Origin of the sequence: Siphonobacter sp. SORGH_AS_0500, from assembly GCF_031453245.1 — a bacterium.
GTDB lineage: Bacteria > Bacteroidota > Bacteroidia > Cytophagales > Spirosomataceae > Siphonobacter.
Genome location: NZ_JAVIYT010000008.1, coordinates 22,148 through 43,672, shown reverse-complemented (window position 1 = coordinate 43,672; position 21,525 = coordinate 22,148). Strand labels below are relative to the sequence as shown.

At 45.0% G+C, this 21,525-nt stretch carries 13 protein-coding genes; 9 read left to right on the top strand and 4 right to left on the bottom strand.

Annotation, left to right across the window (positions count from 1 at the left end; genetic code table 11):
• Positions 1-105: 105 nt before the first annotated feature.
• The gene (locus QE357_RS23550) at positions 106-1,272 is read right to left on the bottom strand and encodes a hypothetical protein (RefSeq protein ID WP_309713353.1); all 1,167 of its coding nucleotides are present in this window, start codon (positions 1,270-1,272) and stop codon (positions 106-108) included.
• A 668-nt stretch (positions 1,273-1,940) separates the two neighbouring features.
• On the opposite strand from QE357_RS23550, the gene QE357_RS23545 reads away from it, so the two are divergent.
• Complete coding sequence (locus QE357_RS23545; protein WP_307144174.1) at positions 1,941-2,195, top strand: hypothetical protein; 255 nt, start codon at positions 1,941-1,943, stop codon at positions 2,193-2,195.
• A 48-nt stretch (positions 2,196-2,243) separates the two neighbouring features.
• Here the strand turns inward: QE357_RS23545 and QE357_RS23540 are convergent, their stop codons facing one another.
• Both QE357_RS23540 and QE357_RS23535 read right to left on the bottom strand, forming a co-directional pair.
• On the bottom strand, positions 2,244-2,942 hold the full coding sequence (locus QE357_RS23540; protein WP_106638156.1) for a LytTR family DNA-binding domain-containing protein: 699 nt from the start codon (positions 2,940-2,942) through the stop codon (positions 2,244-2,246).
• Positions 2,943-3,409: 467 nt separating this feature from the next.
• Positions 3,410-4,447 (bottom strand): histidine kinase, encoded by a 1,038-nt coding sequence (locus QE357_RS23535; RefSeq protein ID WP_309713346.1) that lies wholly within the window; start codon positions 4,445-4,447, stop codon positions 3,410-3,412.
• Positions 4,448-4,678: 231 nt separating this feature from the next.
• Here QE357_RS23535 and QE357_RS23530 point away from each other — a divergent pair, with 231 nt between their 5' ends.
• The 7 genes from QE357_RS23530 (at position 4,679) to QE357_RS23500 (ending at position 19,068) form a co-directional block, all read left to right on the top strand.
• Positions 4,679-7,075 carry an outer membrane beta-barrel family protein gene (locus tag QE357_RS23530; protein ID WP_309713343.1) on the top strand — a complete coding sequence of 799 codons (2,397 nt, stop codon included), beginning with the start codon at positions 4,679-4,681 and terminating at the stop codon, positions 7,073-7,075.
• Between the two features lie 647 nt (positions 7,076-7,722).
• Positions 7,723-8,019, top strand: a complete 297-nt coding sequence (locus tag QE357_RS23525) for a DUF6787 family protein (protein WP_106638159.1) — start codon at positions 7,723-7,725, stop codon at positions 8,017-8,019.
• A gap of 138 nt (positions 8,020-8,157) precedes the next feature.
• Positions 8,158-10,890 carry a substrate-binding domain-containing protein gene (locus QE357_RS23520; RefSeq protein WP_309713339.1) on the top strand — a complete coding sequence of 911 codons (2,733 nt, stop codon included), beginning with the start codon at positions 8,158-8,160 and terminating at the stop codon, positions 10,888-10,890.
• Between the two features lie 197 nt (positions 10,891-11,087).
• Complete coding sequence (locus QE357_RS23515) at positions 11,088-12,401, top strand: sugar porter family MFS transporter (protein ID WP_409050286.1); 1,314 nt, start codon at positions 11,088-11,090, stop codon at positions 12,399-12,401.
• A gap of 179 nt (positions 12,402-12,580) precedes the next feature.
• Positions 12,581-15,727 carry a TonB-dependent receptor gene (locus QE357_RS23510; protein WP_309713336.1) on the top strand — a complete coding sequence of 1,049 codons (3,147 nt, stop codon included), beginning with the start codon at positions 12,581-12,583 and terminating at the stop codon, positions 15,725-15,727.
• A 15-nt stretch (positions 15,728-15,742) separates the two neighbouring features.
• Positions 15,743-17,458: a RagB/SusD family nutrient uptake outer membrane protein gene (locus QE357_RS23505; RefSeq protein ID WP_309713333.1), complete on the top strand. Its 1,716-nt coding sequence runs from the start codon at positions 15,743-15,745 to the stop codon at positions 17,456-17,458.
• A gap of 62 nt (positions 17,459-17,520) precedes the next feature.
• Positions 17,521-19,068 carry a glycoside hydrolase family 32 protein gene (locus QE357_RS23500; RefSeq protein ID WP_309713330.1) on the top strand — a complete coding sequence of 516 codons (1,548 nt, stop codon included), beginning with the start codon at positions 17,521-17,523 and terminating at the stop codon, positions 19,066-19,068.
• Between the two features lie 411 nt (positions 19,069-19,479).
• Here the strand turns inward: QE357_RS23500 and QE357_RS23495 are convergent, their stop codons facing one another.
• Positions 19,480-19,929, bottom strand: a complete 450-nt coding sequence (locus QE357_RS23495) for a hypothetical protein (RefSeq protein ID WP_309713327.1) — start codon at positions 19,927-19,929, stop codon at positions 19,480-19,482.
• Positions 19,930-20,180: 251 nt separating this feature from the next.
• On the opposite strand from QE357_RS23495, the gene QE357_RS23490 reads away from it, so the two are divergent.
• Entirely contained in the window at positions 20,181-21,485 is a 1,305-nt protein-coding gene (locus QE357_RS23490; RefSeq protein WP_309713324.1) for an esterase-like activity of phytase family protein, read from the top strand.
• The last annotated feature ends 40 nt before the right edge of the window (positions 21,486-21,525 follow it).

The window sequence follows — 21,525 nt, the reverse complement described above, 5'->3', positions numbered from 1 at the left end:
TCAAATGCTACAACTAGAGAAATAAACGTTCCGGGCAAAATAATGAAAAATCTGGGTCAAAATGCCACCACTGTTGTAGAGAGAGGCCCCCGAATGGAACTCTTGCTAATTATCATTTTCAGACTTCCTAAGTAGGTATTTTTGAAATATACTTTCAGGATTTAGCGAATACTGTTTAATGACTTCCTGGCTATTCATAGGATATAAAATTTTCATATAATCATAATAGTCATTATTGGTATGACGATTATAAGGATTCGAAATAGTATTTTCAGGAGCTTTATTAACGGTAATGAATGTTTGATAAAGATACGTAAAAATACTAGCCGTATTTAACAACCAGAAAGCTAGTCCGGCTAGTAATAAATAATTGACAGGACGGTTAAAGGATGATTTTAAAATGAGATGAATAATACTTATACCAATAATAAATAAGGCGGGTACACTGGCTCTATTATTCAGGTCATTAAAGTAGCCTATCTGAAACAAGGCCAGCACAGATAAAGTACCGTAAGAGATACAGACCATGGCTGCATCAAGTTCAAATAACCTTTTGCGAAAGAAAAGAATCCAGATTCCGGCGGATACTACTATAAAAAGGCCATAGAGTAAAATGGGGTAGGAAGCAGTAGTATGGGTAAAAAATCGGTTACTATCCATCTGCGTTGCGGATGACCCCAGGGTGTATAATACGAGTGGCAAAAAACCAATGAGCATCATCACAAGCATGGGAACCTGCTTTCTCATAAAAGCAATAAAGCCTCTTTCCGTCACATAAAGGTAGTAGGTATAAAGCGTGAAAGGAGCCAGGCCAATGCTAACAAAAGGACTCCAGAATAAGCTGCCAATGGTAAAGAGGCTGAAAATGCCCACACTCGCACTAGTGCAGCCCAGAGCCATAAATACAGCTCCACCCAGAATAGCTGTAATGGCGTGCTGCGGCCCTTCAACCACACTTTTAAGGATGGAAGAATAATGAAGCATCATTTCGCCGCGGCCAATAAAAACACTGTTACTTCCCAGAAAGGAGGGTTTGTCGAAGAGTTTTTCTAATACGGGAATCATCACCGCCACATAAGCTCCTGACCAGATCATGAAGGTAGCAACCGTTCGCTTGAGTAAACTAAACGACTTGAAAATCTGATGAATCCAGAGTAAACTTAAAAATAAACCAAACCACAGCCAGGCGAAAGAAATATATTTTACCGAATCTAAACCAAACCATTTTCCTAAACCGGATGGAACTAAATAGTAACCCAGGTAATAGCACATATAAACCTTTCGATTAGGGTTATAAATGGGCCAGTCATCTACAGTAAGTAAGTTGAATTTTGCATTATGTAAAAGGTAATCGTAAAACTGATTAATAAACTCGCCAGCCCCACTAACGTAGGTAAAAATTAGGGAACTAATGAATGAACTAAATAACGTTGCAGGACTGAGGGAAACCTGTTTTTCTTTGCAAACAGATGTGTAATTCCATAGTGCAAGAAAAGCTCCGAATAATAAAATTAAATCTGCAAATATTGCTACTGTGGGCTTAGTCCAGAAAGTAGTAAAAAGAATAGTCGGAATTAATAGATAAATAAAAGTTATAGGAAGGAGCGAATTATTTATTTTCTTACTGAACGTATATGAACCCATGAATAGCTAAAGGGAATATAAGTGAAGCTTCAAAAATAATCATTGTCTAATGGCTTACCAATTAAAGGAAATATAATTGAAGATCAGAGTTCAATATCTTTTGCGATGATAAGCCCTGATTACCGATTCATAGCATAGGTAGGAATTTACTACTGTGAAAAATATGTCTCACTATCTGGTACCAATGTACCTAAACAGCCTTTCTGGTAGTGCAGAAGTACATTTTCGAGGGCTGGAATGTTTCTTTACTCTAAAGCGGGGTAATCTATTTTAAAACCAACTCAACTTACGTTATTATGGCTAAGGATTTCAATCCCGAACATAAAGAGGGACCCGTCGCAACCGCAATTGAAGAACAAACCGCAAAATTACCTTCAGACGTTTTTCTTTGGGCTTCACTGGCTTCTATGGGAGCTTCATTAGGTCTGAAAATTGCTGGACATAAACACACCGCCTTATTTGTAGGCCAATGGGCAGCACCTTTTCTGTTATTAGGTATTTACAACAAATTAGTGAAACTGGAAGGTCACGATAAAGAAGATGACGAGTAGGTAACGACTCGCAAAAAAGAGCTGTCAACGATCTTGGCAGCTCTTTTTTTATAAGCCTACGTCTTTCAGGAATTGTTCTCGGTAACTACTCCCAATGGGAATTTCGAAGTGATGAATAAAGACCCGATTTCCTTCAATGTGCGAGATCTGAGCTTTATTGATGAGAAAAGAACGATGAATTCGCAGGAAAAGGGCGTTTGAGAAGAGTTCTTCGGCATGGGTGAACGTCATGCTACTCAATAAGGTCTGATGATGGGTAATAATCTTCGTATAATTTCCATTAGCTTCGGCATATAACACATCTTCATACCTGACTTTATATATCCTTCCTTCCGATTTTATAAAAACAAAATCTTCAGTCTTAGGCATTTCAATCGGTGCAATCGGACGCAAACGTTCCGTAGCCTTATCAATGGCAACAATGAACCTTTCCAGCGAAAAGGGTTTTAGCAAATAATCACAAGCGGCCAGATCAAAGGCATCTACTGCGTATTCTTTATAGGCTGTAGTAAAAATAACCTGAGGAGTGGTGCGTAAGGTTTTTAAAAATGCGATTCCACTTAAAACGGGCATGTTGATATCCAGAAATAAAATATCAACGTCTTCCCGCTGCAAAAAAGCCTTGGCTTCCAGAGCATTTCCACAACTCCCAATCACCTGTACCTGCGGCAAATGATCACAATAGGTCTGGATGATTTGTCGGGCAATGGGTTCATCATCCACAATAAGACATTTCGCCACTCGCATAAAACGGAATCAGTCAAGTAATAAAAGATAGTTCGTAAACAACGGTTAACTTACTAAACGGTAGCCAAATCCATTCAGTTTCGCTGAAAAGGTAGTTTAGTTTGGTCATGCCGCTACCAACGTGGCCCGACCAGCTTTTGCTGTTAGTTACTATTATCGTAAAAAATATGGCTGTACCACGTTAGCAGTAGCAGCCAAATACCTCCAGTTTCGCTGAAAAAGTAGTTTAGTTCGGTCATGCCGCTACCAGCTTTTTTCGCTGGTAGCAACCCCTTATCTCACCTAATAGAACCTCATAGCCTAAGTTAGTGCTACCAGCGAAAAAGCTGGCCGGGCCACGCTGGCAGCGGAGGACAAAGACTATTTTTTTGCGAAATAAATTTATTTGATAAACAACTAACAACTAACAACTAACAACTAACAACTAACAACTAACAACTAACAACTAACAACTAACAACTAACAACCTACTTCATCCTCAACTGCAACATGACTTTATACCAACCATCCTGTGAATCAATGGAAAGTTCATGGGTTTCTGGGTATAAGAGTTGTAACCGCTTCATGACATTCTCCAAACCTAAACCACTGTGTTTATTCATCTCATTATTGAGTTTTTGATCGGCGTCGTATGTATTCTTGATGGAAAACAAAACCGTATTTCCCCAAAGTTTAAGTTCTATTTCGATTTTAATTTTAGGGTCTGTTGTGTTTTTGGAATGCTTGAAGGCGTTTTCTACGAAAACAATCAGTAACATCGGAGCAATTTTCAAATTCGGGGGAACATGCTCCATCGCTAGCGTAACGTCCAGGCGTTCACCCAGGCGAATGCGTTCAAACTCTATGTAGTTGTGAATATAAACCAGCTCATCCGATAAAGGGACCCACAATTCTTTCGCTTCGTATATAGAGTACCGTAGTAAATCGGAAAGTTGCAGTATAAGCGGGGGCACCTTACCCGGTTCAGCGATGGAAAGTCCATAGAGGTTATTCAAGGTATTAAATAAAAAATGCGGACTGAGCTGCGATTGCAGTAATTGCAATTCATTCTGGCTTTGCTCGGCTGTAATCTGAACGGCTGTTAACTGATATCTTAACCCGGTTCGTACTTGCTTGATGAATAAACCAATACAGATACTTAGAGCCAGAAAAGGTGGTAACAGGAAAATCAGACTGGCTAGGCCGGGCAGAAGGGGTAATGATAGTACCGCAATGATGAACATTACCAATAGGAAAATGCTAAGTAGTAATTTCATCAAACGACGATTAGAAACCGGAGCATTAGAGCCCGTCCATAACTGAGATAGAATTCGTCCCAGAAAAATACCCCCCACAAAACAGCATCCTGTCAGGACGGCGACTAAATCTTCGTATCTTCCCTGTAATAGGCGATCATAAAACCGTTCCGTGAGGAGAAAGATGATAAAAACAATACTGCCTGCAATTATGGCAAGTACGCGGGGACTAGGTTCGTATAGACCCGAAATGACATTCTTATGTTCCATATGCTGATTTTGCAAATTCGGAATCAAAATTCAGTTACCCTATTTTCTAAAGTAAACTTTCCTGACATACACCGTCGAATGCCTGACGAAATCTTTAAAATGACTTTTGAATGGGTTAATCCGCCGAAAACAGTCTTTCGACCTATGAGAGCGGCTGTCTGGCCCTGAAATTTCGGGTAGCCCCCATAGATATACACTTTCGCTGACGAAAATCATTCACTTTATCGTCACATGAGATATCTATTTTTATTTCTTGCTTTTTGGCCTTTTACTTCCTGGTCTCAGGATTCCACTTTTCAGTTTAGGGGAAAGGTGCTGGATGCTCAGCAACAAGCCATTCCGGGAGCAACGCTTCGATTAATGAAAGATTCATTAGTATTGAAGGGAACGACCGCCTCTGCCGATGGCTCATTTCAATGGGCTGGATTACCTGCGGGTCATTACCAGGTTTTAGTGACCGCTCTTTCTTACGAAACCCTTCAGCAAAGCATACAGCTTTCGGAGTCGGTTACTGGATTTATCATTACTTTGAAACCTGCAAAATCAACGGAGTTGAAGGAAGTTACGGTGGCAGGAAAACGCCCTTTGATGGAGCACGAACTTGATAAAACCATCATTAACGTGGATGCGATGCTGAGTAGTGCCAGCAGCCATTCGCTGGATATTTTGGAAAAAACGCCCGGAGTAAGTGTAGATCAGGATGGAACGATTCGCCTGAACGGGATGAGCAGCGTAACGGTCTACGTGGATGGAAGACCGACGTATTTGTCAGGCCGAGATCTGCTGGATTACCTGAAATCGTTACCCGGCGGAACCCTGGATCGGCTGGAGTTAATGACCAATCCGTCTACGAAGTATGATGCCGCTGGCGGAGCAATTATTAATATTCGACTCAAGAAAAACCGATTGAAAGGGATGAACGGCAACGCTGCTCTGGGCTATAATCAGGGCTGGACGACGCGAATGAACCATAGTGTATCGTTAAATTACAATCAGAAAAAAGTCAGCCTGACGAGTACTTTGTCTTATTCGAAAGATGCGAATCAAAGCCGTGAATTTTTTGATCGAACCATCACGGATGAAGCGGGTAATCCCATCCAAAAGGTACAATTACAAAACCGAAGCTGGTTGCAGGGACATGCCTTTATGGCTCGTTTGGGATTAGACTATACGTTATCCCAGAAAACAAGTCTTGGTTTTTTAATTAACTACACGAATAATCCCAAACGAGAAGGATTAACCTATGCGAGTAACAGTTTTAGTACTCAGCTCGATTCGACGGGCAGGGGATCGGTAACGGGTACTTCAGACCGATATAATCTGGGTACTAACCTGCATGTATTGCATCAGTTTAATACCAAAGGCCATGAGCTCTCGGCGGATGTGAACTACATTACCTACCATACGCAGGCCTTTCAAAGTATTGAAAATCAGAAAATTGATAATTTTTATCAGGCGAATTTCCAGTACCAGTTGCCTGCTTTTTTATCCATTTATTCCGCTAAAACGGATTATACCTATCCATTCCCTAAAGGGTTGATTGAGGCGGGAGCTAAGTGGAGTTTTATTCGTAATGATAATGATTATCGTTATTTGCAGATGGTTGATAATCAGTTACTGGTGGATGACCGGAAGTCGAATCACTTTATTTATGATGAGCGAATTGCGGCGGCTTACCTGAATGCCAGAAAAACGCTGGGTCGCTGGCAAATGCAGGGTGGGTTACGCCTGGAACAAACGCTGATGAGCGGCCATCAATTGGCGAATCGGGAGTGGGAAGAAAGCCGTTTTTCAAGAAATTATGTCAGCCTGTTTCCGAATGCATACCTGAGTTATAAACTGGATAGCACGGGGACCAACTCGCTGATTTTAAGTGCCAGTCGTCGTATTAACCGACCGGGTTATAACCAATTGAATCCCTTTTTATTTTACCGGGATAATTACTCCTATTCAACGGGAAACCCTAATCTCAAACCCGCCTTTATACAGCAAGTGGAACTCAAATTCCAGCATAAGCAAAGCTGGGGACTGAGTGCCCAATACAGCCGATTCCGGGATATTTTCTTTGAGTCTACGGAAGCTCAGGGCGATATTTTCATTTCTCGTTCTGCCAACGTCGCCATTGGTCAGTTAATGTCTTTAAATCCGTATTTGAACCTTAATCCTGCTTCGTGGTGGATGGCCAACCTTTCCGGGTCACTGGTTCGCCTTTCGATAATGAATACTGTTTTGTACGGTGAAAAAGTAGATTCCCAGTTATTAACGGGACGGATCAATCTGCAAAACCAGTTTAAAATCACAAAAAGCTGGAGTGCCGAATTAAGTGCGATGTACTCCGGGCCGAGTATTAATGGGCAGGTACACTTAAAGTCACGGTATAGCCTCAATGCGGGTGTTCAGAAGAAACTTTGGAAGGATAAGGCCAGCATCCGGGTCAATGCCGAGGATGTATTCCGAACCTGGATTCAACGGGATTACATTCAAAGTTTACGACAGGCCGATCAATACCACGAAATGCGGATGGATACCCGTCGGATAGGATTAGCCTTTACGTATCGATTTGGAAAAGAAAGCAGGAAGCGAGGTAAGGTAGATACCGCTGAAGAGGAAAAAGGACGGGTGAACTGATGTTTCTTATCGTTAAGAAATTGTCTAATGAATGTTGTTTCCCCAGATGAAATCCGGGGACATGGTTAGTAATGATAACTTACGCTCATACCTGAATGATTCATCAATACTTTATTAACAGCGTCTGTCATCCAGAATGAAGCAAAGGATCTAATGACCTTTGCGACCTTACTTGGTCTTGGGAAAGTTTCTGTTGCTTCCCCGGATTTCATCCGGGGCTACTAATATTGAACCCCTCCGGGGTTGTTGCTGCAGTCGCTCGGCTCTGGCCGAGTGACTACTTAGCTCTAGGCCTCTGGCCGGTAGGATGCGAGATAGTAGAGAGTCAGAGAACATCTTACCCCAGCAAAAAACAGGCTTGCTAACGTCGGCTAGAGCCGAGCGACTGCGAGGGTGTTAAGAAACTTTATTACCTCACTGGTGCGAGATTCCATCTCATTCCTACGATCAGGGAGGTTCCACCTACCGTTGTCATAAGCCTGTCAGCCCTAGCAAAGCCAAGGGAGGAAACGCCTTCCGATTCGTATCAAAGTCTTCAATTACACATTTTAGACCGCTTTTAACGAAATGATTAAATGAATCGATTCGTTTCAAAACCAGATGAGGTATATTTGCAGCATTGTTTACTAACCATTAATTAAGGCAGCATGAATTGGAAAGATCGGCTAAAAGAGAAGTGGGAGCTAGACTCGATGACACAACTCTGGGCCATTCTGGCTGTATTTACATTTGCGGGTAGCTCCGTGGTTTGGTGTCGCAAAGGACTTTTCTGGTTGCTTAACTACACTGACGAAACGCCGCTCTGGCTCAAGACGGTTACCTACATTGTTTTCATTTTTCCTACCTATCAATTATTGCTGTTATTCTACGGTTTTATTCTCGGACAGTTTGATTTTTTCTGGAAAAAGGAAAAGAAATTATTTGCCCGCGTTTTCAATCGCTAGGTCTTCATGGAAGTATAGAAACGGGAGCTGTTCCAATCAGGAGCAGCTCCCGTTTTGTTTGGTTGAACAAGTAGACTCAGCGTAGTTACTTTTTTCAGGATTTATTCTTACTTTGTATGATTAAAATCATGAAAAAACGTGCGTACGTTCTCCCAAGTTATTCTTTCCCTGAGTTTTGTTTTTATAGTAGGGTGCTCTACTGCTGAAAAAGAAAAGCCCTATACCATCGGTTTTGCCCAGTGCACCCATGGGGACGACTGGCGAAAAGCCATGTTGGAGGGAATGGAAAAGGAGCTGAGCTTTCACCCGCAGGTAAAGCTACTGATGAAAGATGCTCATGACGATAGTCAGCTTCAGATTCAGCAGATCCGGGAGCTGGTGGCTTCCAAGATCGACTTACTTATCATTTCGCCTAACGAGGCTCAACCCATTACCCCCGTTGTAGAAGAGGTTTTTAACCAGGGCATCCCAGTTATTATTGTAGATCGGCGGACTAACTCTAAACTATTTACGGCTTATGTAGGCGGAGACAATCTGCAAATTGGTCAAACGGCGGGGTTATATGTGGGAGAACTGCTGCAAAAGCAGGGTAAGGTATTAGAGATTACCGGAACACCCAGTGCTTCGGCGGCCAGCGAACGACATCAGGCGTTTTCGGAAGCTCTTCGAAAATACCCGGGCATAGAGTTAATGCCTAGTTTAAATGGGGATTGGGAGCGTCCTTACGTCATGAAACGTCTGCCGGAAGTGCTGAAAAAGAATCCCGATGTTAATCTGATTTTCGCTCAGAATGACCGAATGGCTTTGGGGGCTTATCAGGTTTGTAAAGCTTTAGGCATTGAGCATCAGGTAAAGATTGTAGGCGTAGACGGGCTGTCAGGCCCCAAAGGCGGCCTTCAATTTGTGGAAGATGGCATATTCAAGGCGACTTTGTTATATCCTACGGGTGGGGAAGAAGCCATTCGGACAGCCCTGAAAATTCTGGATAATGAACCTTATGCCAAAGAAAACATCCTGGGTACGCTGGTCATCGATTCTTCAAATGTCCATATTCTCAAACAGCAGTCCGAGAAAATCGTCGATCAGCGGCAGGACATCCAGAAGCAGCAAGTCCGTATTGAAGAACAAAATCGTCTTTATGATAGTCAGCAGACGGTTTTATACATTTTAGGTGCGTCCTTATTAACGGCGGTAGTGTTCGCCGGGATTGCGTATAAATCTTTACGTTCCAACCGCCGGATTACTCAGCAACTGAAAAACCAGAACGAAGAAATATCGGCTCAACGAAATACGATTTCGGAATTGGCCGAACAGGCCCGGCAATCCACGGAGGCCAAACTGGGCTTTTTTACCAACTTCTCGCACGAGCTCCGAACGCCACTAACCCTGATTTTAGGTCCGATTGATGAGTTATTAGCCGCGGCTCCGACAGGAAGCAATCAACGAAAAGACCTGGAAGTTATTCAGCGAAATGCCCGCTGGTTGTTAAAACTGATTAACCAGCTCATTGATTTTCGGAAAATCGAAGTGGGCAAAATGCCCTTGCGGGTTGCACAGTATGATCTGGTGAGTTTTACTCGAACGTTACTCCAAGCTTTTGAAAAAACGGCCCAGCAGCGAGGCATACACTTGCGGTTTTTACCCGCAGACGCCCTAATCAATGCCTGGTTCGACGCAAATCTGCTTGATAAGGTAATTGTTAACCTGGTGTCAAACGCATTCAAGTTTACGCCGGATCATGGAAGTATAACTATCGTGCTGCAAACGCAGTCTACGGATGATACCATTCGATTAATGGTTGAAGATACCGGGCCAGGCCTGAGTGAAGAACAGCAAAAACGCGTCTTTGAATGGTTTTATCAGGGGAACGAATCCGCTAGTGTGGGTTCGGGTATTGGTTTGGCCCTGGCAAAAGAATTGATTCAGCTTCATCACGGGACCATTGGTGTTCGGAGTCAGTTGGGTAAAGGCAGTAGCTTTGAAATCAGTTTACCCGCCGGAAAGCCCGTCTATGCTCAGGATGAAGTATTACCCGAGCCTTCAGTGGCAGATCCTGACTGGACTACGGGCGAATTAGTTCCTGAAGTGGAAAGCACGTCCAATCCTCAGGCCGCCAGTGTATTGCTGATTGAAGATAATCTGGAATTGCGAACGTTTCTGACTCGGAAACTTAAACCTCACTTCCAGGTCCTGGAAGCTGCCGATGGCTCAAGTGGCCTGAATACGGCAATTGATGCCTTACCTGATCTTATTGTTTCGGATGTGATGATGCCCGGCACTTCGGGCGTGAATCTGGTAGATACTTTAAAGCAGGATTGGCGAACGTCGCACATTCCTATTGTGCTGTTAACAGCCCGAACGGCTCAGGAACAGCAACTGGAAGGCGTGCAGGCGGGGGCCGATCTTTATCTAACCAAGCCTTTCGACCCAACGTTCTTACTGGAAAGTTTAAAAACCCTGTTGAGAAACCGCCAGCTTGTGAGGGAGCATTTTCGTCGGGAGTTATCAATTGACACTACCGTACCTGCTTCTCAGAAAGTAGATCGCAAATTTATTCAGGAGCTGGGGGCTCTGGTCGAGAAAAATGTGAATCGATCCGATTTAAGCGTGGAGGAACTAGCTCGGGACATGGGGCTTTCCCGCGTGCAGCTTTATCGAAAAGTCAAAGCTCTGCTGGATTGCGGCGTTACTGATTTCATTCAGAACATTCGCTTAACCAAAGCCCGTGAATTATTAGCCACCCAAAGCATCACCATTGCGGAGGTAGCCTATCAGGTAGGCTTTTCATCTCCCACTTATTTTTCAACGGCCTTTAAAGCCAAATACAATATTTCACCCTCTGACTTTAAAAATTTGCACCAGAAAAATTGATCATGTAACAAAATTTAAAGGTAGGTAACTTGATTGAAATACTTTGCAAGTCAATTTAATATAAAAATAATACAATAGTTCTGTTTTTGAGCCTTTTAACTGGGAATGGTCGGGAAGTATCAAAGTTTAATTATTTTGAGATTGGATTTAATTATCGAAAGGAATAAAGCGGGCAGATTTGTTGAAAAATTCCTCGTATGAAAAAAGTCTTTCTCTGGTCAATTGTCATTGCATTAGGAGGTTTCCTCTTCGGTTTTGATACGGCTGTCATCTCGGGTGCCGAGCGAGCCATTCAGGTAATCTGGAACCTTAATGTCTTCGAACACGGTCTCACCGTTTCCATCGCTTTAATTGGAACGGTTGTAGGAGCCTTATTAGGAGGCATTCCTTCGGATCGTCTGGGTCGTCGCAAAACCTTATTGGGGGTAGCGGCTTTGTATTTGATTTCCTCTCTGGGGGCGGCCTTGTCACCTACCTGGTTACCTTTCTTGTTTTTCCGTTTTCTGGGCGGTTTGGGCGTAGGGGCCTCCTCTGTTACCGCTCCTTTATATATCTCCGAAATTTCACCAGCCCGTTCCCGGGGCCGGATGGTTGCTTTGTTTCAAACCAACGTGGTGTTTGGAATTCTGGTAGCCTATCTTTCCAACTACGCATTTGAAGGCATCGGTGAAAATGCCTGGCGTTGGATGCTAGGCGTACAGGCGGTTCCCTCTTTACTGTTCTTGTTGTTATTACTCGGCGTTCCCGAAAGCCCCCGTTGGTTGATTACCAAGTTGGGTAAAGTGGAAGAAGCCCGCAGAATTTTGCAGATCATTAACCCCGACACGTTCAGAGAAGATGTAATCGCCATCGAAGCCAGTCAATTTGCGAATAGCGAACAATCAGAAAACCTCTGGGCAAAATCGAACCGCTTTCCCGTCTTTCTGGCCGTGGTATTTGCCTTCTTTAATCAGGTTTCGGGTATTAATGCGATCATCTATTACGCTCCACGAATTTTCGAAATGGCTGGATTTGAGAAAAGTTCTTCCCTGCTTTCAACCACCGGAATCGGGCTGGTAAACTTCTGCTTTACGTTACTGGCCATGAATTTCATTGATCGCTTTGGTCGCCGTACCCTGATGCTTATCGGATCTTTCGGCGTGATTGGTACGCTGGCACTCGTTGCGAGAGCTTTTTATACCCAGCAATTCGACGCCGTTCCTTATTACCTATTCGTGTACATTGCTTTCTTCGCTTTCTCACAGGGAGCCGTGATCTGGGTGTTTATCTCCGAAATTTTTCCGAACAGTGTTCGTGCCAAAGGCCAAGCTCTCGGAAGTTTTACCCACTGGTTTATGGCGGCTCTCATTGCCTTCACGTTCCCGTACTTATCCGAACAACTGGGCGGTGGACACACCTTTTCCTTCTTTGCCATCATGATGTTTCTACAGCTAATTTTCGTTTGGCGAATCATGCCCGAAACGAAAGGAACCAGTCTGGAACAAATGGACAAAACCTTAGTCATCCATTAATGCTTTAACAAAACCCTAAACAGTTACTTAACTACTTCTAATCCTATGAATCTGTTACGCCGCACGTTCCGCACGTGCCTGGGCTTGGTATGCCCTGTGTTTACACCCTCCAGGGAAAAGGTGTATCTCCCTTTACTCATCCCTAACGACTTTACTCCTTACTCTAACCATTAATAGCTATGAAGAATCTTCTATTTTTATGGCTGTTCCTCAGTTCGCAACTGGCCTTTGCTCAGCGGGTATTGACGGGAACAGTGACCGATGCCAAAACCAATGAAGCTCTCGTGGGAGCCAGCATTCTTGGAGTGGGAAGCACCGCTGGAACGACGACTGATGCACAGGGAAAATTTTCGTTAAATATTCCCGCTACTGTAACCACTATCAAGGTTTCGTACATTGGTTATACCACTCAGGATGTACCAGTTTCCGGGTTAACCAATGTTTCCGTTGCTATGGTGGAAGGCCAGCAACTGTCAGAAGTGGTGGTGCTGGGCTATACCTCTTCCAAAAAAGAAGACTTGACGGGTGCGGTAGCGGTAGTGGAAGTTGCTACCATCAAAAATACCAGTTCTGGTAACCCCATGCAGGCTTTACAGGGCCGCGTACCAGGTTTATACATTGAGAAAACGGGAACACCTTCGGGGGAAAGCAGCCGAATTCTGATTCGTGGGGCGAATACGCTGGGTAATAATGATCCTTTATACATTATTGACGGCGTGCCTACCAAACGGAGTCAGGTTTTTCAGAGTTTGAATGCCAGTGTTATTCAGTCGGTTCAGGTGCTGAAAGACGCTTCTTCTGCATCGATTTATGGTTCCCGGGCTTCCAATGGAGTGATCATTGTTACTACTAAAAACGGAGCTGGTACGGATGGAAAAGTACACGTGCAACTGAACAGTAGCATTACTACCCAATCTGAGAAACCTGAACGTTTCAAAATGCTGAATTCCGTTGATCGGGGACGAGCTTTGTGGCAGGCTTCGGTAAATGATAAAGTGGACCCGGCTTCGGGTTACGGAGACATCTATTCGTTTGACTGGAATCGTGATTTTAATAACCCAGTGCTGAACAGTGTAACGGTGAAACCTTATGTGGGAGGCAATACGAACGTTCCGGCAGGAAATACTGACTGGCAAAAAGAAGTATACAAAACGGGGGTTGTGACGAATCAGGATTTGACGATTTCCAGCGGAACGTCAAACTCTTCCATTGCCGTTAACCTGAGTTACCTGAAAAATTCGGGTATGTTACGCTTTACCGATTATGAACGTATAACGGGCCGCGTTAATGCCATGACTAGCAAATGGGACGGACGATTCAAGTTTGGAGTGAACCTTCAAGCCACCACTTCCAAAGAAACACCCGTGGCAACTGATTTAGGTGGAGCCAGAGTGCCGGGATTAGCCGTTACCCTGGCTCCTACCATTCCGGTTTATACCACGACGGGTGAGTATGCGGGTCCACTAGGTTCTGGTTATTCGGATCGGAATAACCCCTTGCATATGCAATACATTAACCGCTGGGATAAAATCAGACGACCCTTTTTGTTTGGTAATGTTTATGCGGAGATCGAGCCCGTTAATAACCTGATTTTCCGTTCATCGGTGGGCATGGATAATTCCGGTTACTCGTTTAAAAACATCGAGCAATCGTTTACGGAAGGGTTTATTTCGCGGTCGCTCAATAACATGACGCTGACGAATACCAAGTTTTTAAGCCTGACCTGGACGAATACCTTGCGGTACAGTCTGGCTTTTGGTTCGCATAAACTGAATGCACTGGTAGGGGTTGAGGCCATTAAAGATGATCAGGAAACCCTGGTGTCCTATCGCGAAAACTTTGCCGTACAAACAGAAGATTACTTTGTGCTGAGTGCGGCTTCGGGAAATGCCAGCAGCATGGGCACGTCTACGGGCAGTCGGTTACTCTCACAGTTCGCCCGACTCGATTATGCCTTTAGTGATCGTTACCTGGCAGCCTTAACCCTTCGCCGGGATGGATCTTCCCGCTTCGGATCTCAGAACCGATACGGCTTTTTTCCTGCCGCTTCCATTGGCTGGCGGATTGACCGCGAAGCGTTTCTGGCTAATTCCAAGCTGTTTAGTAACCTGAAGTTACGGGCGGGCGTCGGACGAATTGGTAATCAGGATATTGGGGACTTAGCTCGCTTTGGCTTATTCGAATCACGTTACGGAACGCTGGCTTCACAGGTAACCAATGGCCATGACGCCTTCTTTGACCAATACTGGAACGTCGGAACGGCCTATGATTTGAATGGCTCCAAGAGCGGTACCTTACCTTCGGGATTCGTGCAGACTCAGGGTGCAAACACGGCTCTCAAGTGGGAAACGACGGATGAGCTTAACGTCGGTCTGGATTTTGCTTTCCTGAATGGAAGCCTGTATGGATCATTAGACGTATTCAGTCGTGAAACGCGAGACATCCTCATCAAACCTCCCGTTGCATCAGCAGTGGGCGAAGGTCAGTTGCGGTTTGTCAATGGAGCCACTAAAACCAACAAGGGTTTCGAATTATCGCTAGGTTATAACGGCAAGCCCGTGGGGGACTTTACCTATAGCGTTTTCGCAAACTTTAGCCGCTTCCGCGATAAAATCACGGTGCTTCCCGAAGAGGTTCGTTCCGCATTTGCAGGTAATGCCGTGACTACCATCATTGGTCATTCCCAGTTGGATTTGTTTGGTTATCGCACGGATGGCATTTTCCAGAGTCAGTCGGAAGTAGACGGCCACGCCAAACAGGTAGGTGCCGCTCCGGGTCGGATTCGTTACCGGGATCTCAACAACGACGGGGTTATTAACGCTCTGGATCAGGAGTTTTTCGGAACTACCTTACCCGGTCTGGAATACAGTGCCCGCATTGATCTGGGGTATAAAAACTTCGATTTCTCCCTCTTCGGATCGGGTATTGCGGGTCGCACGGGTTTTGATCCATATACCTTCTACAATGACTTCATTCGTGGACGTGATAACGTAGGCCCCGGTGTATTCAGAGCCTGGACACCTCAGAACCCCACCTCAACGGTTCCTGCCTTGACTCTGTCGGACGGCAATGATGAAACGCGGAGTTCGGATTATTTCAACGTAAACACTTCGTATTTTAAAATACGGAATGCTCAGCTTGGTTACACGTTACCCAAGACTACCGTGGAAGGCTGGGGCTTAGGTAGTGTTCGACTCTACGTAATGGGAGAAAACCTGTTCTGGATCAAAAGCAAAAGCTTTCAGGGCCCTGATCCCGAACGTACCACGCTGGACGCCATTCCCGTACCCCGTGCTTATACGTTTGGTTTAAATGTATCCTTCTAAACCGCTTAATTTGTTATGAAAACTATTTTTCGCACCATACTTTTTGCTTCAGGAATCGCTCTGGTTTCCTCCTGCAATAATTTTCTAGAGTATCAGCCCAAGGGCACGCTCTCTTCCGACCAGGTAACGTCCGCTTCCAACGCCGAGGCTCTGGTTACTGCTGCCTACGCGGGTATTGGCAATGCCGATATGATTGGTCCCATTGCCAGCATGTGGGTGTACGGCAGTGTTCGTTCGGACGATGCGTATAAAGGCGGCGGCGGCGTTGCTGACTTGCAGGATATTAACTTCTATGAGCAGTATAACCTCACGCAGGCTCAGCAGGGCGGCGGGTTTTATCACCCCCTAACCTGGGAGAATTACTATAAGGCCATTTCAAGGGCCAACGTAGGCATTCGCTCGCTGACTAATTTATCCGACACGGATTTTCCATCGAAAAAGACGCGTCTGGCGGAATTGCGTTTCCTGAGGGGGCATTCACACTTTATGCTGAAAATGCTCTTCAAGAACATTCCCTACGTCGATGAAACGTTGAGTAACGACCAAATCTTGGCCACTTCTAACCGCCAGGGTACGAATGATGCCTTATGGGATAAAATTGCTACTGATTTCCAATATGCTCTGGATAACCTGCCCGTTTCGCAAAGCCAGCCGGGTCGTGCCAACCAGTACGCGGCGGCGGCTTACCTGGCCAAGACTCGACTGTATCAGGCCTACGAACAGAATGACAAACATCAGGTTACGAACATTAATCGTACGCGTTTACAGCAGGTAGTAGAATTAACCCAGAAAGTAATCAGTTCGGGCAAGTATGACCTCCATTCTGACTTTGCTCAGAACTTTCTGCCCGAATTTGATAATGGCATTGAATCCGTTTTTGCAATTCAGTTTTCCATCAATGACGGAACTACGCTGGGACGTTTGAATACTGAAAACGGGCTCAATTACCCGCACGGAGCACCTCAGTACGGTTGCTGCGGCTTTCACCAGCCTAGCCAGAATTTAGCTAATGCCTTCGGAACGGATGCTAATGGTTTGCCCAAGTTTGATTCGTTTAATGCCACCGAAATTGATTTCAAAACGGCCACGGTAGACCCTCGTGTGGATCACTCGATTGGTATTGATGGTCACCCATACAAGTATAACGCCAGCTTACCTTACAGCAGCAGTTGGGTTCGCGATCCGGGAGTGTACGGCTATTTCCAGAGTATGAAAGAACAGCAATTGGCGACGAGTCAATTCTTTAAAAAGCAGGGGCCGTTCATTGGTGTAGCAAAGAATGTGGATGTCATTCGTTACGCCGATGTATTACTCTGGCAGGCCGAAGCATACATTGAACTGGGTCAGCCCGAGTTAGCTCGTCCGCTGATTAACAAAATCAGAACCCGGGCCGCCGCCAGTACGGGCCGCACCAAGAAAGCCGACGGTAGTGATCCATCCAAATATCTGATTAAAACATACGATGCTTCGGGCTGGACTCAGTCGTATGCCCGTCGGGCTTTGCAATGGGAACGCCGACTGGAATTTGCTCTGGAAAGTCCTCGCTTCTTTGATCTGGTTCGCTGGGGCATTGCCGCAGAAACGCTGAATAACTATCTGGCTAAAGAAAAAACCAGACATTCCTTCCTGAGTGGAGCCAGTTTTACGGCGGGCCGTGATGAGTACCTGCCTATTCCACAGCGTGAAATCAATTTTACCAAAGGTCTGTATATTCAAAATCCAGGCTATTAATTTACCTTAGTGCGAGTCGGCTGAATGGTCTAATCCATTCAGCCGACTTTTAACCTTTTATTATGAAAAAGAAATTATTGCTGAGTTTGCTAGCTGCCATGACGGCTACTTACTCACAGGCCCAAACGCCAACAGAAGCGTATCGTCCAGCCTTTCACTTTACTCCAGAGAAGAATTGGACAAATGATCCGAATGGTCTTTTATACTACGAAGGCGAGTATCACCTTTTTTACCAGTACAATCCTTTTGGAGACACTTGGGGACATATGAGCTGGGGTCACGCCATTAGCAAAGATTTGATTCACTGGGAGCATTTACCCCTCGCGATTCCCGAATTTGATAATCCCGACGGCAAAAGCCAAACCATGATTTTCTCGGGAAGTGCCGTCATTGATTATGGTAACAAAAGTCAGGTATGCCCTCCGGGTACCAAAGATTGTATGGTGGCCATTTACACCGGACACGTGCACGCCAAGGGCGAAGAACTGGAGCAACATCAGAATCTGGCTTACAGCACAGACAAAGGCCGCACCTGGACTCAATACGCTAAAAATCCAGTCTTGACACTAGGCACGCCGTCCTTCCGCGACCCGAACGTATTCTGGTACGAGCCGCAGAAAAAATGGGTGATGTCGGTGGTGAAGCCGGATATTCACACCGCAATGTTCTACGAATCCAAAGATCTGAAAAGCTGGACCAAGACGGGAGAATTTGGCAAACAGGGGGACGTTTCTAAAATCTGGGAGTGCCCTGCCCTGATGGAAGTCCCCATTGAAAATGAACCCGGTAAGAAAAAATGGGTGTTGTATATTTCTTCGGGCCATCAGGTGGAAGGCTTCGTGGGGATGCAATACTTTGTAGGTAATTACGACGGAAAAACCTTCACGTTGGATAAGGATAATCTAAAACCAGCTCGGGTAGGATGGGGTAATAGTATTGATTACGGCAAGGACTATTACGCGGCCATTGAGTTTAATAACTTGCCCAAATCGCAGACCAAACCCATTACGTTGGGCTGGGCTCTCAACTGGACGTACGCCAAGGAAATTCCTACAAGTCCTTTTCGGGGCAGCATGACTTTACCCCGCGAAATTTCGCTCAAACGTACGCCCGAAGGCTTAATTCTGATTCAGAAACCTTACCTGGCCTTAGCCAAGCTAAAACGCACGCCACTGGAATCAGTAAAAACGCTAACCTTAACCAGTAACGAAAAGGTTTTTAGTAAAGCCACGGGCGAACGGCTGGAAATTAAAGCAGAGCTGCTTCCGAAGCAAGCCAAAGAAATAGGTTTAAAGCTTTATAAATCAGGTGACGAAGAAACGATTATTCGGTATGTAGATGGTAAAGTACAGTTTGACCGTCGCAAGTCAGGCAAAGTGGATTTTAATCCGACTTTTGCAAGTGTGGAAGAGGCCCCTGTGAAACTTAAAAATGGAGCCGTTAAGCTGCACATCCTCGTAGATGCCTCGATGGTTGAAGTATACATCAACGATGGCGAAGCCGTAATTACTGACCACGTTTTCCCCACTAAAAAAGACGGAACGGTAAGTTTGTTCACGGAAGGTGGAAAGGGAAGTTTTAAAAACGTCACGGTAGAAAAGTTGGATTAACTAAAGTAAGGAGCCTCTGGCAGACCACGAGTAACCTGTGGTCTGCCAGAGGCTCCTTACTTTAGAAGAGAACTTGTTCGGAATGGAAAGGGGGTTACTGCCCCGGATAAGTTTGCAAAAGCATAAGTAAGGTCCTTCACTTCGCTCTAGATGACAGTAGAAGAGAAACTCCAACTACTTCAGCTCAGCCGATGCCAGCTTTTTCGCTGGCATCATGCGTCTCACGCTTCATATTCACTTCCGCAGTCACTCGGCTAGAGCCGAGCGACTGTGAGAGAAAAGGGAATGGAGTTACTACCCCAGGCAAGTTCGCAATACTAAGTAAGGCCCTTCGCTTCGGATGATAGTAGAAGAGATAAACTCAACTACTTCAGCCTAGCCGATGCCAGCTTTTTCGCTGGCATCATTCGTCTAACATCCCATTTTTATATCAGCATAATTACTATTTCTTACTTTCCATTGATGGTTTTCTTCGTACAAATCCAGGGTGTAACATTTTCCAATAGAATTGAAAAAAAGCTGTAAACGAATCGCCTGATCTGCTAGCGGCACGATGCCCCAGATTTCCAGATAAGGTAAAGGATGTTGCCAATCCCGTTCGTTGGAGCAAGGAGCTTTGTCAATCAGGTAGTAAGGCTTCCGGTTGAGACGTTTCCCGTTTTGATGACTTAAGTAAAAAGACTTTACAATTTGTAGCGGATGACGGTAAAACTCTGGCGAAAATTTTTGATGTCTGAAAAGATGCTCAATCCCAGCTTCAATAATAGTAAAATGGTCTATAGCCGGTTTCGATGGGTAACGCCAGTAGATAACAGCGATTATAGCTACAGAACAGAAAAAGATAAGGCCTCTTTTCATCATTACAATACTGGGTTGGATGGGATTTAAAGTTTACTAATTGATCATTAAAACACACCGTAAAACCTTCCTTTTTCTAACGTATGAATGTCGATGCTCTATTTTTTGCTGGCATCACCTACTATAAATATCCTTGGTTCCGTATCAAAACGAAAGTATAAAAACCTTCACATTTTTATAACATTACCTCGTATAATATCATGATTCCGTAATATTCCCACTCCTAGCTTTGTGGCCTAACTTCTTACTATCCCATGAAGCTTCCATATGTACCTTCTTTTCTAACGGCAGGGACTCTGCTGTTAGCTCTTGTGGCCTGTACCGATCACGTTTTTCCTCCGGCTAGTTTTCCCCTTTTTGCGGAAGCCTCTGACCCTAAAATATTGTCAACGGCTCCTAACGGTACCGTGATTTATAACGGCGGTTTCGGTTCGGCTCTGGCTACTGATCCCAATGATCCCAATATTTTTTATCTGTTAACCGATCGGGGGCCGAACTCAGGAGGGGTAGCGGCTAACTCCATTATTTTTGGCAAAGCTGATTTTACGCCACAAATTGGCAAGTTCCGTCGGGACGGAGATAAATTGGTATTAATTGAAACTATTCTGCTGAAAAATGCCGCTGGTCAGCTTCTGACGGGACTTCCTAACCCTTCTGGTCAGGGTAGCACGGGCGAAACGCCCCTGGATTTAACGGGTAAAACCTTAAATCCAGATCCCGATGGACTGGATTCGGAAGGACTCGTGCGGGCGGCTGATGGCTCGTTCTGGGTTAGTGATGAATACGGCCCTCACCTTGTTCACTTCGACGCTTCGGGAAAAACGATTGAACGTATTAACCCCTTCGGTTCAGGAACGGGAGGCCGTGTCCTGCCCAAGGTATTGGCTAAACGCCGTCCCAATCGCGGTATGGAAGGTCTGACGATTACTCCCGATGGCAAAACGCTGGTAGGATTAATGCAATCGCCTCTGTATAATCCTTCTTCTTCGGCAGTTTCGGGGGGAACCATTCTGCGGGTATTAACTTTCGATATTACTAGCGGAGAAACTCATCAGTATGCTTACGTCATGGAAAATTCCAGCCTGACGGGTTGCAGTGAAGTAGCAGCCATTACGAATACGACCTTCCTGGCTCTGGAGCGGGACGGTAATTACGGCGGAGATCCAGCCAAACCAGCTAAGTTCAAGAAAGTATTCAAATTTGATCTGGCCGGAGCTACGGACATTTCTGATCCTGCCAATGGTGAAAATGGAAAACTCTATAACGGGCAAACGGTAGAGCAACTTAAGAACACGGCTGGTTTGCAAAGTGCGGGTATTACGCCCGTTACGAAAACGCTGGTGCTGGATTTGCTGGCTCAGATCAACCCCGTGTATCCGCACGACAAAGCCGAAGGTCTTGCTTTGATTGGCAATAGTACGTTGGCTATTTCCAATGACGATGATTTCGGTGTCATTGATAACGGGGCCAACGGTTTTGCAGCCAAAATACTACCTGCTACGGGTAAAGTAGACCGAAACCGTATTTACTTCGTTAATCTGGCTACGCCACTGAAATAATACTTCTAGTATTCTTAAGTACTGAAGGTCTGAAAGTCAA

Coding starts and splice junctions, on each gene's coding strand:
- QE357_RS23550 (WP_309713353.1), bottom strand. CDS start 1,272: ATGTGCTATTACCTGGGTTACTATTTAGTTCCATCCGGTTTAGGAAAA.
- QE357_RS23545 (WP_307144174.1), top strand. CDS start 1,941: ATGGCTAAGGATTTCAATCCCGAACATAAAGAGGGACCCGTCGCAACC.
- QE357_RS23540 (WP_106638156.1), bottom strand. CDS start 2,942: ATGCGAGTGGCGAAATGTCTTATTGTGGATGATGAACCCATTGCCCGA.
- QE357_RS23535 (WP_309713346.1), bottom strand. CDS start 4,447: ATGGAACATAAGAATGTCATTTCGGGTCTATACGAACCTAGTCCCCGC.
- QE357_RS23530 (WP_309713343.1), top strand. CDS start 4,679: ATGAGATATCTATTTTTATTTCTTGCTTTTTGGCCTTTTACTTCCTGG.
- QE357_RS23525 (WP_106638159.1), top strand. CDS start 7,723: ATGAATTGGAAAGATCGGCTAAAAGAGAAGTGGGAGCTAGACTCGATG.
- QE357_RS23515 (WP_409050286.1), top strand. CDS start 11,088: ATGAAAAAAGTCTTTCTCTGGTCAATTGTCATTGCATTAGGAGGTTTC.
- QE357_RS23510 (WP_309713336.1), top strand. CDS start 12,581: ATGAAGAATCTTCTATTTTTATGGCTGTTCCTCAGTTCGCAACTGGCC.
- QE357_RS23505 (WP_309713333.1), top strand. CDS start 15,743: ATGAAAACTATTTTTCGCACCATACTTTTTGCTTCAGGAATCGCTCTG.
- QE357_RS23500 (WP_309713330.1), top strand. CDS start 17,521: ATGAAAAAGAAATTATTGCTGAGTTTGCTAGCTGCCATGACGGCTACT.
- QE357_RS23495 (WP_309713327.1), bottom strand. CDS start 19,929: ATGATGAAAAGAGGCCTTATCTTTTTCTGTTCTGTAGCTATAATCGCT.
- QE357_RS23490 (WP_309713324.1), top strand. CDS start 20,181: ATGAAGCTTCCATATGTACCTTCTTTTCTAACGGCAGGGACTCTGCTG.